This window comes from Enterobacter roggenkampii (assembly GCF_001729805.1).
GTDB lineage: Bacteria > Pseudomonadota > Gammaproteobacteria > Enterobacterales > Enterobacteriaceae > Enterobacter > Enterobacter roggenkampii.
Genome location: NZ_CP017184.1, coordinates 2,886,373 through 2,899,462, shown reverse-complemented (window position 1 = coordinate 2,899,462; position 13,090 = coordinate 2,886,373). Strand labels below are relative to the sequence as shown.

Below are 13,090 nucleotides of genomic sequence, written 5' to 3'. Positions count from 1 at the left end.
ATCAGGTCGAAAAATAATAATGCAAGAAAGTATTCAACTGGTTATTGATTCTCTGCCGTATCTGCTGAAAGGTGCGGTATTTACGTTGCAGCTCAGTATCGGCGGGATGTTCTTTGGGCTGGTACTGGGATTTATACTGGCCTTAATGCGCTTGTCGCCTGTCCTGCCGGTGCGCTGGCTGGCGCGCTTTTATATCTCCGTGTTTCGCGGCACGCCGCTTATCGCCCAGCTCTTTATGATCTACTACGGCTTACCGCAGTTTGGTATCGAGCTGGATCCGATTCCGGCGGCGATGATTGGCCTGTCGCTCAATACCGCGGCGTACACCTCCGAAACCCTGCGTGCGGCCATCTCCTCCATTGACAAAGGGCAGTGGGAAGCGGCGGCCAGTATCGGGATGACGCCCTGGCAGACGCTGCGCCGGGCCATCCTGCCGCAGGCGGCACGCGTGGCGCTTCCGCCGCTCAGCAACAGCTTTATCAGCCTGGTGAAAGATACCTCCCTGGCGGCAACGATTCAGGTTCCGGAGCTTTTCCGTCAGGCACAGCTCATTACCTCCCGTACGCTTGAGGTCTTTACCATGTATCTGGCCGCCTCGCTGATTTACTGGGTGATGGCGACGGTGCTGTCTGCTCTGCAAAACTACTTCGAAAACCAGCTTAACCGCCAGGAGCGTGATCCAAAATGAGTGCAATTGACGTCAAAAACCTGGTGAAAAAATTCCACGGTCAAACGGTGCTCCACGGGATCGATCTGGAAGTCGAGCAGGGCGAAGTGGTGGCGATTATTGGACCGAGCGGTTCGGGTAAGACGACGCTGCTGCGCAGCATTAACCTGCTTGAACAGCCGGAAGGCGGTACCATCCGGGTCGGGGAGATCACGATTGATACCGGGAAATCCATCAGCCAACAGAAAGGGTTGATTCGCCGCCTGCGCCAGCATGTCGGCTTTGTTTTCCAGAACTTCAACCTTTTCCCGCATCGTACTGTGCTGGAGAACATCATCGAAGGGCCGGTGATCGTTAAAGGTGAGCCAAAAGAAGAAGCGACGGCGCGGGCTCGCGAACTGCTCGCCAAAGTAGGGCTGGCGGGGAAAGAGACCAGCTATCCGCGTCGCCTGTCGGGCGGGCAGCAGCAGCGCGTGGCGATTGCGCGCGCGCTGGCGATGCGCCCGGACGTGATCCTGTTTGATGAACCGACCTCTGCGCTCGATCCGGAACTGGTGGGCGAGGTGCTGAACACCATTCGCCAGCTGGCACAGGAGAAACGTACGATGGTGATCGTGACCCATGAAATGAGCTTTGCGCGCGATGTTGCTGACAGAGCCATCTTTATGGATCAGGGACGGATTGTGGAGCAGGGGCCAGCGAAAAGCCTGTTCGCTAACCCTCAACAGCCGCGAACCCGTCAATTCCTTGAAAAATTCCTTATGCAGTAGCATTTTTGCACGCATTTGCTCCAGAAATTGACTCTGGAGCAAATTATTCTCCCTCTGCGCGAGGGCTTCTGTTTTTTTATTCCATCCAGATCGGATAAACCTTATCGATAGTAAAGTTAATTGTGCTATTGCCGATATTTTGTGGTTAGAAAAAAGTTTTATGTGTTAGCTTATATTCACCATAATAATGATTATCTGTTCAGAGGCTTCATTTAGTAAGTATGAAGGATTTAGACTTTTTCACCTGGCGACGGGATTGCTCCCTCCGGTTTCAGGAATTGACCTGTGCCGCCGAGGTATATCAGGAGCTGGAGCGACAAACTCAGGCGCTGGAATTCGATTATTACGCGCTCTGCGTGCGCCACCCCGTGCCATTTACCCGCCCTAAGATCTCCCTGCAAACCACTTACCCAAAGTTATGGATGGCGCAATATCAATCCGCGAACTATTTCGCGATTGATCCGGTTTTAAAACCGGAGAATTTCATTCAGGGCCATCTCCCCTGGACAGATGCGTTATTCGCCGAGGCGCAGGAATTATGGCACAGCGCCCAGGATCACGGTTTACGCTCGGGAATAACGCAGTGCCTGATGCTGCCAAATCATGCGCTTGGTTTCCTGTCCGTGTCTCGTACGCGTGTACAGGAAGGGCCATTAGCCCATGAAGAAATAGAACTGCGGTTGCAAATGCTGGTGCAAATGGCCTTAACCTCGCTGATGCGTTTTGACGATGAGATGGTCATGCCGCCGGAAATGAAATTCAGCAAGCGCGAGCGTGAAATTCTGAAATGGACTGCGGAAGGGAAGACGTCAGCGGAAATAGCGATCATTCTCTCGATCTCAGAGAATACCGTTAACTTCCATCAGAAAAATATGCAGAAGAAATTCAACGCGCCCAACAAGACGCAGATCGCGTGCTATGCGGCGGCAACGGGACTGATTTGACGCAGTAAAACGTTCTGCGTGACAGACGAGCGAACGGCTGAATGCACTGCATCCAGCCGTTTTTTGTTACTGGCGGTACGCTTGCTTGATTTGCTTAACGGTGTTAGCAAATACCGCTGATTCAGCCTGGTCTTCCATCTCCGCGATTTGTTTTTCCATTTTAATGATCACACGACCGGCATCAGCCTGGCCCATCGCCTGCAGCATCAGCGTTAGCAGCGCTTTCAGGCAGTTTACTTCCTGTGCCAGTTCCTGGTTATTCTCCGCAGTGGCAAATTCAGGTGTGCTCATTTATTTTCCTCATTATTAAACGGCGCTAAAGCGCGACGACGAAAGTCAAGGCGGCGGAGTATACCACAAGCTGAAGCAAAAAATGCAGCGGTTGTTTTTCGTACTTTTACGCTGATGTTTAATTGCGTAAACAGATCGTACCGGTAAACTCAACCCGCTTAATGATTATTAATTGTTTACTTCGGGTTCGCTTGCCGTTAATTATTGTTACAAAAAGTTGAACCCTGTTTTTGCGCAGGTTAAGCCAGCCCGTTTTTTGTAACTTTTTGAATACAGATGGTTAAAAAAAGCTGCAAGAGCCCTGAATGCACGAGCTCTCTTTCCACCGCCTGTACAGCCTAATTTCCAAAAACGAGAGCAAAATCGAATAGCCGGTTTTTTAACGTTTTAATCTTGTCAGGAAAACCGTTAATATAAACCAAATTATCACACAGTAGCGTTATCCCTATTCTGGAGACATTTCCTTTGATCAACGTCCTTCTTGTTGATGACCACGAACTGGTGCGCGCAGGGATACGACGCATTCTTGAAGATATTAAAGGTATTAAAGTTGCCGGTGAGGCATGCTGTGGCGAAGATGCGGTAAAATGGTGCCGTACCCACTCCGCTGATGTGGTGCTGATGGATATGAACATGCCCGGTATCGGTGGTCTTGAAGCAACACGCAAAATCGCGCGTACCTTTGTAGACACTAAAGTCATCATGCTGACGGTGCATACCGAAAATCCACTGCCCGCGAAAGTGATGCAGGCGGGCGCGGCGGGTTACCTGAGTAAAGGTGCTGCACCGCAGGAGGTTGTCAATGCTATCCGTTCTGTGTATGCCGGACAGCGTTATATTGCGTCCGACATCGCTCAGCAGATGGCGCTGAGCCAGATCGAGCCCGAGAAAACCGAATCACCCTTTGCCAGTTTGTCCGAGCGTGAATTGCAGATTATGCTGATGATCACCAAAGGTCAGAAGGTGAATGAGATCTCGGAACAGCTGAATCTCAGCCCGAAAACGGTAAACAGCTATCGTTATCGGATGTTCAGTAAACTGAACATTCATGGTGACGTCGAACTGACGCATCTGGCCATCCGACATGGTTTGTGTAATGCGGAGACGTTGTTAAGTCAGTGAGTGATGTGTTCGATTCAAAAGCATTTCTGAAAACCGTAACCAGCCAGCCTGGCGTCTATCGCATGTATGACGCTGGCGGTACGGTTATCTATGTGGGGAAGGCTAAAGATCTTAAAAAACGTCTCTCCAGCTATTTTCGCAGCAATCTGGCCTCTCGTAAGACCGAAGCGCTGGTCTCACTCATCCAGAATATTGATGTCACCGTCACGCACACGGAGACAGAAGCGCTGCTGCTTGAGCACAACTATATTAAGCTCTACCAGCCGCGCTATAACGTCCTGCTGCGCGATGATAAATCCTACCCGTTTATCTTTCTGAGCGGCGACACCCATCCGCGCCTCGCTATGCACCGTGGTGCAAAACATGCGAAGGGTGAATATTTCGGGCCGTTCCCCAACGGCTATGCCGTGCGAGAAACGCTGGCGCTGCTGCAAAAAATCTTCCCGATCCGCCAGTGTGAAAACAGCGTTTACCGTAACCGTTCGCGGCCATGCCTGCAGTACCAGATTGGACGCTGCCTGGGACCGTGCGTGGCCGGGCTGGTGAGTGAAGAAGAGTATGCCCAGCAGGTGGAGTATGTGCGCCTGTTCTTAGCCGGCAAGGACGATCAGGTGTTAACGCAGCTGATCGCGCGGATGGAAAAAGCCAGCGCCGCACTCGAGTTCGAAGAGGCCGCGCGTATCCGCGACCAAATCCAGGCGGTGCGCAGAGTGACTGAGAAACAGTTTGTCTCAAATACCGGTGACGATCTCGACGTCATCGGCGTGGCCTTTGACGCCGGAATGGCCTGCGTGCACGTGCTGTTTATTCGCCAGGGCAAAGTGCTCGGCAGCCGCAGCTATTTCCCGAAAGTGCCTGGCGGTACCGAACTGGGTGAAGTGGTGGAAACCTTTGTCGGCCAGTTCTATCTGCAGGGCAGCCAGATGCGCACGCTGCCTTCTGAAATCCTGCTCGATTTTAATCTTGACGATAAAACCCTGCTGGCCGATTCGCTCTCTGAACTGGCGGGGCGCCGGGTCAATGTACAAACCAAACCGCGCGGCGATCGCGCGCGCTATCTGAAGCTGGCGCGGACCAACGCGGCAACGGCGCTGAGCACGAAGCTGTCGCAGCAGTCGACGGTGCACCAGCGTTTAACGGCCCTGGCGGCGCTGCTGAAGCTGCCGGAAGTGAAACGGATGGAGTGTTTCGACATCAGCCATACGATGGGTGAACAGACGGTCGCGTCCTGCGTGGTGTTTGATGCTAACGGTCCGCTGCGCGCCGAGTATCGCCGCTATAACATCACCGGCATCACGCCGGGCGATGACTATGCGGCGATGAATCAGGTGCTGCGTCGTCGCTATGGTAAAGCCATAGAAGAGAGCAAGATCCCGGATGTGATCCTGATTGACGGTGGGAAAGGGCAGCTCGGCCAGGCGAAAGCGGTATTTGAATCGCTTGATGTCAGCTGGGATAAAAACCATCCGCTGCTGCTGGGCGTCGCAAAAGGGGCCGATCGTAAGGCCGGTCTGGAGACACTGTTCTTCGAGCCGGAAGGTGAGGGCTTCAGCCTGCCGCCGGACTCTCCGGCGCTGCACGTCATCCAGCATATTCGCGATGAATCGCACGATCACGCTATCAGCGGTCACCGCAAAAAACGGGCGAAGGTGAAAAACACCAGCTCACTCGAGACGATCGAAGGCGTGGGGCCAAAACGTCGCCAGATGCTGCTGAAGTATATGGGCGGATTGCAAGGATTACTCAACGCCAGCATGGAGGAAATTGCAAAAGTGCCGGGTATTTCGCAAGGGCTGGCAGAAAAGATCTACTACTCGTTGAAACATTAAGGGCTCTGTAGCAACATAGAGCTAAATTTTACTGACAACAAATAGTTACCGTCACTATGCAATATAACATCCCTACGTTGCTCACTCTTTTTCGTGTCGTACTCATCCCGTTCTTTGTGCTGGCGTTTTACCTGCCGGTTGTCTGGGCACCCTTTGCCTGCGCATTGATCTTCCTTATTGCAGCGGTAACAGACTGGTTTGATGGCTACCTGGCGCGCCGCTGGAATCAAAGCACCCGTTTCGGTGCCTTCCTCGATCCGGTGGCGGATAAAGTGATGGTCGCGATTGCGATGGTGCTGGTGGCTGAGCACTATCACACCTGGTGGGTGACGCTGCCTGCGGCAACCATGATCGGCCGCGAGATTATTATCTCTGCGCTGCGCGAGTGGATGGCGGAACTGGGGAAACGCAGCAGCGTGGCGGTCTCGTGGATTGGTAAAGTGAAAACGACGGCGCAGATGGCGGCGCTGGTCTGGATGCTGTGGCGTCCGAACGCCTGGGTTGAGTGGGCGGGGATTGGCCTCCTGTGGGTGGCGGCAGTGCTGACGCTGTGGTCAATGCTGCAATATTTGAACGCTGCGCGCGGGGATTTGCTTGATCAGTGATCGTTTCGCCGTAATTTTCAGCAAACGATCCGGGGATGCAAAAAATAACGTTGACTCATAACGTCATATCAGTAGAATGCAACGCATCGAACGGCGGCACAGCAAGCCGGACGATAATGAAATCAAGTGGTTAGACATTTACTTGATGACATGCGGGAATAGCTCAGTTGGTAGAGCACGACCTTGCCAAGGTCGGGGTCGCGAGTTCGAGTCTCGTTTCCCGCTCCAGATTAAAGACATGCGCAACAGCGGGTGTCAGTTTGAAAAGTTTTACGGCGCGTTAGCAAAGCGGTTATGTAGCGGATTGCAAATCCGTCTAGTCCGGTTCGACTCCGGAACGCGCCTCCACTTTCTTCCCTGGCCGGATGGTGGAATCGGTAGACACAAGGGATTTAAAATCCCTCGGCGTTCGCGCTGTGTGGGTTCAAGTCCCACTCCGGCTACCATGGGAAACAAAGAATAATCAAAGCAATAAGCAGTGTCGTGAAACCACCGAAAGGTGGTTTTTTTGTGCCTCCAGTTTAGCGCGAAGTGAGCGTATCTCATCGTCATCACGATCGTGCTGTGCCCGGAAATTTGCTGCCATACCAGAACGTTAAGCCTAACTCTCTAATATCAAGCCCGGAAAGCAGGGCGATTTTCAGCTAACCTGCAACCAATCTTAAACAAACATTTCACTCGCCAGACACAGGTTGCCGCTGCTGATAAGCTGGTTGGTATCCACCCTGGAGAGCGGAAGGTTATTGTCATGCAATATGAAGAACAGCAGCTTATCAACGGCCTTTTCGAGCGTCTTAAACAGGCCGGACAACAAAACAGCCAACGGGATGCAGATGCAGAGCGTCAGATCGCTGAATTTGTCAGGCAGCAGCCTGCGGCCCCCTACTATATGGCGCAGTCGATTTTGATTCAGGAAGCGGCGCTGAAACGCCTGCAGGCCCGGGTTCAGGAGCTTGAAAGCGAATTAGCCGCGCAAAAAAGCAAACCCTCGACGGGCGGCAGCTTCCTCGGCGGCCTGTTTGGTGGCGGGAAAAGTAACCCGCAGCCTGACAACAGCTGGAATGCCCAGCCGCAACAGCCGCCGGCGCAGGATTACTCTCGGGCGCCAGCGCCTGCTACTCGCGGCGGCGGTTTTATGGCTGGCGCGCTCCAGACAGCCGCTGGCGTGGCCGGTGGCATCGCGCTTGCCGAGATGCTTACCAGCATGTTCCATCAGTCGCGGCCGGAAGAGATCGTGAACATCATCGAAGAGCCGACAATGCCCGTCGGTGGTGAACCGTTTGTCGGTAATCAATACGGCGACGTTAATAACGTCTCTGACACCCGTTTCCTCAACCAGAACGATCCGTTCGGCAGTAATAACGATGCTTGGCAGAACGACGATGTAGATGACGACTACAGCAATGACGACGACAGTTTTATTTAACGACGTTATCGTGCCACCATCGAAATGAAGTTAACCCTGAAAGTTGGGTATCCAACTTTCGGGGTTTTGCTTTTCCGGGTCAAAAAAGCCTTCGAGGCTAAGCCTGAAGGCTCATAAATCACATTCTTTTTACTGCTTTTCTTACTAACAAACCTGTAAGAATTGCCGGAAGCAATCCAAACAAAGAGGCGATATCGACTAACGTATCCTCCAGTTCTTCTATCCCGTATGTCCCGAAATGGTCCATCACGGCATAAGCCCATTCGACAGGTGTCAAATCACACCCCGCCCAAATACGCCTTTCTCACTTCCTGATTCCCCAGCAATTCCTCACCGCTGCCGCTCAGCCGGATCTGTCCGTTCACCATCACATACCCGCGGTCAGACAGCTTCAACGCATGGTGCGCATTCTGCTCCACCAGAAAAATGGTCATACCGCTGCGGGCCAGCTCGCGCAGCGTCTGGAAGATCTGCTTCACCACAATCGGGGCTAAGCCCAGGCTGGGCTCATCCAGCAGCAGCAGCTTCGGACGGCTCATCAGCGCCCGGGCGATCGCCAGCATCTGCTGTTCTCCGCCGGACATGGTCATCGCGCGCTGCTTGCGTCGCTCTTTAAGGCGAGGGAAAAGGTCGAACATGGTTTGCATATCTTCAGCCGCAAACTGATTGCCGATGGGAATGGTCCCCATCAGCAGGTTCTCTTCAACGGTCATATCCGGGAAGATACGTCTGCCTTCCGGTGCCTGCGCAATGCCGCCGGACGCAACGTAGTGGGTGGATTGATGGCTGATGTCTTCACCACAGAACAGGATCTGCCCGCTGCGTATACGGGGCTGGCCGAAGATGGACATCAGCAATGTCGATTTACCCGCGCCGTTTGCGCCAATCAGCGCCACGGTTTCCCCCTTATTCACCTCAAGAGAGACCTGCTTCAGCGCCTGAATGACGCCGTAAAACACGTCCACCTCGCGAAAAGCCAGCAGCGGTTCGCTCATAGGGAGACCTCGCTTTCATCCGTGCCCAGGTAGGCGGCAATGACCTTTTCATCATGCTGGATCTGCTCGGGTTTCCCCCTGGCAATAACATCGCCGTGGTCGAGCACGATAATGTCGTCCGAAATGTCCATCACCATCCCCATATCATGCTCAATCAGCAATACCGTGATGTCGTGATGATCCCGCAGAAAGCGAATAATGCCGCTCAGCTTGTGCGTTTCAACCGGGTTAAGCCCGGCGGCGGGTTCATCCAGACAGATCATTTCCGGCCCGGTACACATTGCCCGCGCGATTTCCAGTCGCCGCTGCTGGCCGTACGACATCTCTCCCGCCAGGCGATTGGCGCACTCCACCAGATCCACCACTTCCAGCCAGTAGAAGGCTCTGTCCAGGGCGTCGCTTTCCGCCCGCCGGTATGCCGGCGTATTTAAGATCCCGGCGAGCAGATTACGGTTAACGCGCATATGCTGCGCGACCAGCAGGTTTTCCACGACCGACATCTCGCGAAAAAGACGGATATTTTGAAACGTGCGCGCCAGCCCGGCACGGTTGACCAGGTGGGTTCCGCCGAACATTTTGTAGAAAAGACGCTGCCCGAACTGCGCGGGGTTAATCCAGTCGCCGGGCTGGAATTTTTGCCCGAGGACCTGAATCACGTTGGTCGTTTTATGGCGGGTATTAAACAAAATGTTGCCGCCGGAGGCTCTGTAGAAGCCCGTCAGGCAGTTAAACACGGTTGTTTTTCCCGCCCCGTTGGGGCCAATCAGGGCGGTAATGGAGCCGCGCTGCACGTCCAGGTTGACGTCGTTTAGCGCCTTAATCCCGCCAAAATGCATCATCAGATGCTCAACGCGTAATATCGTTTCGTTCATGGTGCGACGCCCTTACGCACGGCAAACCCGCTGCGGTTAATGCGGATCAAACCGCGTGGACGCCAGATCATCATCACCACCATCAGCATGCCAAACAGCAGGACGCGGTACTCGGCAAAACTGCGCAGCAGCTCCGGCGTTACCGTGAGCACAAAGGCGGCCAGCACTACACCCAGCGTCGAGCCCATCCCGCCCAGCACCACAATGGCGAGGATCAATGCCGATTCAAAGAAGGTAAAGGAGGTCGGATTCACGAACCCCTGATAGGTGGCGAAGAATACCCCGGCAATGCCTGCGGTGGACGCGCCCAGCGTAAAGGCGGAAAGCTTAACCAGAACATGATTTAACCCCATTGAGCGGCAGGCAATTTCGTCTTCGCGCAGGGCTTCCCACGCCCGACCAATCGGCATGCGCGTCAGGCGGTGCTTGATGTAAAGCACCAGCATCACCACCAGAAACAGCACCGCGTAGATAAAGATAAACTTCATGTTCGGGTTGTAGGTCAGGTGGAAAAACTCGTGGAAGGGCACGCCGCCTTCTTTTGCGCGTCGCCCAAACTCAAGACCGAAAAAGGTGGGGGGAGGGGCCGACACGCCGTTGGGGCCGCCGGTGAAGGTCAGCCAGTTGTTCAGTATCAGGCGAATAATCTCCCCGAAGCCGAGGGTGACGATGGCCAGATAGTCACCGTGCATGCGCAGTACCGGGAAGCCGAGCAGGGCACCTGCGGCAGCGGCCATGATTGCCGCGAGCGGCAGCATGCTCCAGAAGCCCAGGCCGAGATACTGGTATCCCAGCGCCAGGCCGTACGCACCAATCGCATAGAACGCGACATACCCCAGATCCAGCAGACCGGCCAGGCCCACGACGATGTTCAGCCCCAGACCGAGAAGCACGTAGATCAGCCCCAGAATGGCGACGGTCAGAACATACTTGGTGGCGACAAACGGAAAGCAAATCGCAAGGGTAATCACCAGAGGAATAATCCAGCGCATGCGGCTTTTGTAATCCGGTGGCCGGACATAAACGCCCGCGCTGTCGGCCTCGAAGCGCGCCTGGAAGCGGGCCCCGGCAGCGGTACCTAAAAAGGCGCTCAGCAGAAAACGCCCCGCCATGACAATGCTCACCATCCAGGCCAGGCGCTGCCCGGCGAAGGTAAAGCTGTACCCGTCCAGCACCACGCCTGCAATGGGGCCGAAGATAATCAGCGCAATCAGCCCGGAAAAAATTGCGTCCAGAATGCAGCGTTTAAGTGAAAAACCGTGTGACGTCATCATTGTCTCCCTCACACTTTGGCCACAATCGGGCGCCCGAGCAGCCCCTGAGGGCGGAAAATCAGGATCATCACCAGCAGGCCAAACGAGAAGACGTCTTTATAGTCCGAGTTCACCATGCCCGAGAACTGCGCTTCCGCCACGCCCAGGATAAGGCCACCGAGCATGGCGCCGGGGAGGGAGCCGATGCCGCCAAGTACCGCCGCCGTGAAAGCTTTAATGCCGATCACGAACCCGACGTAGAAATCAAAGGTGCCGTAGTTCATGGTGATCAGCACCCCCGCCAGGCCCGCCATCGCCGCGCCGATGACGAAGACCAGCGAAATAATCCGGTCGGTGTTAATCCCCAGAATGGAGGCCATTTTGCGATCCTGCTGCACCGCACGGCACATCCGCCCCAGCCGGGTACGGTTGATTATCCAGGTGAGCACCAGCATGCCGGCAAACGAGGCCACCAGAATAAACACTTTGGTGTAGGTTATCTGCACGAACCCTTCGCCCAGATGCAGGCGAATCACGCCGTCCAGCATGGTCGGTACCCCTTGCTGGCGCGGGCCCTGGCTCAGCTGCGCGTAGTTTTGCAGGATAAGCGATATCCCGATGGCGGAGATCAGCGGTGCCAGGCGCGTGGAGTTGCGCAGCGGCTTATAGGCGATACGCTCGATGGTCCAGCCGTACACCCCGGTGACCACAATGGTGAACACCAGCGTGCCGAGGATCAGCAGCGGGAAGGACTGCAGGCCGAAGAACGAGAGCAGCGCCAGGCCAATGGCGCAGAGATAGGCGGAAATCATATACACTTCGCCGTGGGCGAAATTAATCATGCCGATAATGCCGTACACCATGGTGTAGCCGATGGCGATCAGGCCGTAGACGGAACCCAGCGTTAAGCCATTGATTAACTGTTGCAGGAAGAATGTACTCATTTTAGCGCGCTCGTTTTATAGGCTGCGCGAGCCGCGCAGCCTGATGTTTATTACGCGCCGACGGGCGAGCCCATCGACGTTGAGCGTGACTCCGTCCCGTTACTCCACTTCCTTATATTTTCCTTTGTCGTCCCACTGGTAAACCACGTAGTCAGAGACTTTCAGATCGCCTTTGCTGTCCCAGGCTTTTTTGCCCATCACCGTGTCGACGGAATTGGCCTTCAGCCACTCGCTGGCTTTGGCAGAGTCCTTGCCGCCGGTGGCCTTGAAGGCCGCGGCAATCGCCTGTACCGAGGCGTAGGAGTAGAGGGTGTAACCTTCCGGCTCGAATTTACCGGCGCGGAATTTCTCGATTACCGCTTTGCCGTCCGGGATCAGGCGCGGATCTTTACCGAAGGTCATGTAAATGCCATTGGTATATTGCGGGCCGCCCGCCGCGGTCACCATCTCTTCGTTGACGATACAGTCCCCGGAGAAGAATTTCGCCTGCACGCCCTGCTCACGCATCTGGCGAACCAGCGGGCCGGCTTCCGGATGACAGCCACCGAAGAACACGACGTCCGGTTTTTGCGCGCCGATCTTAGTGACCAGCGCGTTAAAGTCTTTTTCACCGCGGGATAACCCCTCGTACATCACATCCTGAACCCCGCGCTTCGCCAGCGCCGCTTTGGTGGCGTCAGCCAGGCCCTGACCATAGGTGTCTTTATCGTGAATAATCACCACCCGTTTGGCTTTCAGCTTGTCGATGATGAAGTCGCTGGCCACCTGGCCCTGCTGGTCATCGCGGCCGCACATGCGGAACATGTCGCTCATGCCGCGTTCGGTAATCAGGGGGTTGGTTGAACCGGGGGTAATAGCGATGATCCCCGCATCGCTGTAAACCTCGGAGGCGGGCATGGTGGAAGAGGAGCAGAAATGACCGACCACGGCGTTGACTTTATCCTGGTCGACTAAGCGGTTGGCCACCGCCACCGCCTGCTTAGGCTCGCAGGCGTCATCCCCCTGAACCAGTTTGATCTTTTCGCCGTTAATGCCGCCGGCGGCGTTAATGTCTTCAGCGGCCTGCGTTGCGCCGTGCCAGTACTGATCGCCATAGGTGGCATTAGGACCCGTGAACGGCCCGGCCACGCCAATCACGATATCTGCCCTGGCGGAAAACGCCGTCACAAGGCAACCGGCCAACACGAGAGAAAGCGGAGTTCTGATAAATTTCAGCGACATTATTATGTTCCTTAGCAAAGAGGTTTTTGCACCACGGCGTAAACCCGAACGCCCGACGGCGCAGCCAATCCGAAACACGAGCAAGAACAAAATGCACTAAACGAACAAGATACAGACGGCATCCTGCATATACGGCGAGGTTTCCCTGCGC

The 13,090-nt window shown here is 54.9% G+C and carries 13 protein-coding genes, 3 tRNA genes and 1 pseudogene; 10 read left to right on the top strand and 7 right to left on the bottom strand.

Annotated features, from left to right (window positions below):
* The first annotated feature begins 19 nt into the window (after window positions 1-19).
* The 3 genes from tcyL (at window position 20) to sdiA (ending at window position 2,381) form a co-directional block, all read left to right on the top strand.
* A complete protein-coding gene (gene tcyL, locus BFV67_RS13655) occupies window positions 20-688 on the top strand; it encodes a cystine ABC transporter permease (RefSeq protein WP_008500342.1) in 669 nt (222 codons plus the stop codon).
* On the top strand, window positions 685-1,437 hold the full coding sequence (gene tcyN, locus BFV67_RS13650; protein WP_008500343.1) for an L-cystine ABC transporter ATP-binding protein TcyN: 753 nt from the start codon (window positions 685-687) through the stop codon (window positions 1,435-1,437). Before tcyL ends, tcyN begins: the two co-directional genes overlap by 4 nt.
* A 221-nt stretch (window positions 1,438-1,658) precedes the next feature.
* The gene (sdiA, locus tag BFV67_RS13645) at window positions 1,659-2,381 is read left to right on the top strand and encodes a transcriptional regulator SdiA (protein ID WP_008500344.1); all 723 of its coding nucleotides are present in this window, start codon (window positions 1,659-1,661) and stop codon (window positions 2,379-2,381) included.
* 66 nt (window positions 2,382-2,447) lie between these two features.
* Here sdiA and BFV67_RS13640 read toward each other — a convergent pair whose 3' ends face one another.
* The gene (locus tag BFV67_RS13640; RefSeq protein ID WP_008500345.1) at window positions 2,448-2,672 is read right to left on the bottom strand and encodes a DUF2594 family protein; all 225 of its coding nucleotides are present in this window, start codon (window positions 2,670-2,672) and stop codon (window positions 2,448-2,450) included.
* A gap of 25 nt (window positions 2,673-2,697) precedes the next feature.
* A pseudogene (locus BFV67_RS24900) lies at window positions 2,698-2,766 on the bottom strand (hypothetical protein); the annotation flags it as partial.
* Between the two features lie 371 nt (window positions 2,767-3,137).
* Between BFV67_RS24900 and uvrY the strand changes: the two are divergent.
* From uvrY to BFV67_RS13605, 7 genes are all read left to right on the top strand, one after another.
* A complete protein-coding gene (gene uvrY / locus BFV67_RS13635) occupies window positions 3,138-3,794 on the top strand; it encodes a UvrY/SirA/GacA family response regulator transcription factor (protein ID WP_023293888.1) in 657 nt (218 codons plus the stop codon).
* Complete coding sequence (gene uvrC / locus BFV67_RS13630; RefSeq protein WP_008500347.1) at window positions 3,791-5,623, top strand: excinuclease ABC subunit UvrC; 1,833 nt, start codon at window positions 3,791-3,793, stop codon at window positions 5,621-5,623. The genes uvrY and uvrC overlap by 4 nt, the downstream gene beginning before the upstream one ends.
* 56 nt (window positions 5,624-5,679) lie before the next feature.
* Window positions 5,680-6,228 (top strand): CDP-diacylglycerol--glycerol-3-phosphate 3-phosphatidyltransferase, encoded by a 549-nt coding sequence (pgsA, locus tag BFV67_RS13625; RefSeq protein ID WP_008500348.1) that lies wholly within the window; start codon window positions 5,680-5,682, stop codon window positions 6,226-6,228.
* Between the two features lie 152 nt (window positions 6,229-6,380).
* Window positions 6,381-6,456, top strand: a tRNA-Gly gene (locus BFV67_RS13620).
* A 46-nt stretch (window positions 6,457-6,502) separates the two neighbouring features.
* Window positions 6,503-6,576 (top strand) — tRNA-Cys (locus BFV67_RS13615).
* Window positions 6,577-6,587: 11 nt separating this feature from the next.
* Window positions 6,588-6,674: transfer RNA gene (locus tag BFV67_RS13610), tRNA-Leu, on the top strand.
* Window positions 6,675-6,976: 302 nt separating this feature from the next.
* Complete coding sequence (locus tag BFV67_RS13605; RefSeq protein WP_045335076.1) at window positions 6,977-7,654, top strand: DUF2076 domain-containing protein; 678 nt, start codon at window positions 6,977-6,979, stop codon at window positions 7,652-7,654.
* Window positions 7,655-7,932: 278 nt separating this feature from the next.
* Here BFV67_RS13605 and BFV67_RS13600 read toward each other — a convergent pair whose 3' ends face one another.
* The 5 genes from BFV67_RS13600 to BFV67_RS13580 all read right to left on the bottom strand — a co-directional run bounded on the left by BFV67_RS13600 (window position 7,933) and on the right by BFV67_RS13580 (window position 12,939).
* Complete coding sequence (locus BFV67_RS13600; protein WP_008500393.1) at window positions 7,933-8,649, bottom strand: ABC transporter ATP-binding protein; 717 nt, start codon at window positions 8,647-8,649, stop codon at window positions 7,933-7,935.
* The gene (locus tag BFV67_RS13595; protein WP_021240464.1) at window positions 8,646-9,521 is read right to left on the bottom strand and encodes an ATP-binding cassette domain-containing protein; all 876 of its coding nucleotides are present in this window, start codon (window positions 9,519-9,521) and stop codon (window positions 8,646-8,648) included. The genes BFV67_RS13600 and BFV67_RS13595 overlap by 4 nt, the downstream gene beginning before the upstream one ends.
* Window positions 9,518-10,792, bottom strand: a complete 1,275-nt coding sequence (gene livM, locus BFV67_RS13590) for a high-affinity branched-chain amino acid ABC transporter permease LivM (RefSeq protein WP_069598494.1) — start codon at window positions 10,790-10,792, stop codon at window positions 9,518-9,520. The genes BFV67_RS13595 and livM overlap by 4 nt, the downstream gene beginning before the upstream one ends.
* Before the next feature lie 11 nt (window positions 10,793-10,803).
* A complete protein-coding gene (locus BFV67_RS13585) occupies window positions 10,804-11,718 on the bottom strand; it encodes an ABC transporter permease subunit (protein ID WP_008500397.1) in 915 nt (304 codons plus the stop codon).
* A gap of 99 nt (window positions 11,719-11,817) precedes the next feature.
* Window positions 11,818-12,939 (bottom strand): branched-chain amino acid ABC transporter substrate-binding protein, encoded by a 1,122-nt coding sequence (locus BFV67_RS13580; protein WP_008500398.1) that lies wholly within the window; start codon window positions 12,937-12,939, stop codon window positions 11,818-11,820.
* Window positions 12,940-13,090: the final 151 nt, after the last annotated feature.

Bases quoted from the DNA above. Each gene is read 5' to 3' on its own strand.
- tcyL (WP_008500342.1), top strand. From the start codon at position 20: ATGCAAGAAAGTATTCAACTGGTTATTGATTCTCTGCCGTATCTGCTG.
- tcyN (WP_008500343.1), top strand. From the start codon at position 685: ATGAGTGCAATTGACGTCAAAAACCTGGTGAAAAAATTCCACGGTCAA.
- sdiA (WP_008500344.1), top strand. From the start codon at position 1,659: ATGAAGGATTTAGACTTTTTCACCTGGCGACGGGATTGCTCCCTCCGG.
- BFV67_RS13640 (WP_008500345.1), bottom strand. From the start codon at position 2,672: ATGAGCACACCTGAATTTGCCACTGCGGAGAATAACCAGGAACTGGCA.
- pgsA (WP_008500348.1), top strand. From the start codon at position 5,680: ATGCAATATAACATCCCTACGTTGCTCACTCTTTTTCGTGTCGTACTC.
- BFV67_RS13605 (WP_045335076.1), top strand. From the start codon at position 6,977: ATGCAATATGAAGAACAGCAGCTTATCAACGGCCTTTTCGAGCGTCTT.
- BFV67_RS13600 (WP_008500393.1), bottom strand. From the start codon at position 8,649: ATGAGCGAACCGCTGCTGGCTTTTCGCGAGGTGGACGTGTTTTACGGC.
- BFV67_RS13595 (WP_021240464.1), bottom strand. From the start codon at position 9,521: ATGAACGAAACGATATTACGCGTTGAGCATCTGATGATGCATTTTGGC.
- livM (WP_069598494.1), bottom strand. From the start codon at position 10,792: ATGACGTCACACGGTTTTTCACTTAAACGCTGCATTCTGGACGCAATT.
- BFV67_RS13585 (WP_008500397.1), bottom strand. From the start codon at position 11,718: ATGAGTACATTCTTCCTGCAACAGTTAATCAATGGCTTAACGCTGGGT.
- BFV67_RS13580 (WP_008500398.1), bottom strand. From the start codon at position 12,939: ATGTCGCTGAAATTTATCAGAACTCCGCTTTCTCTCGTGTTGGCCGGT.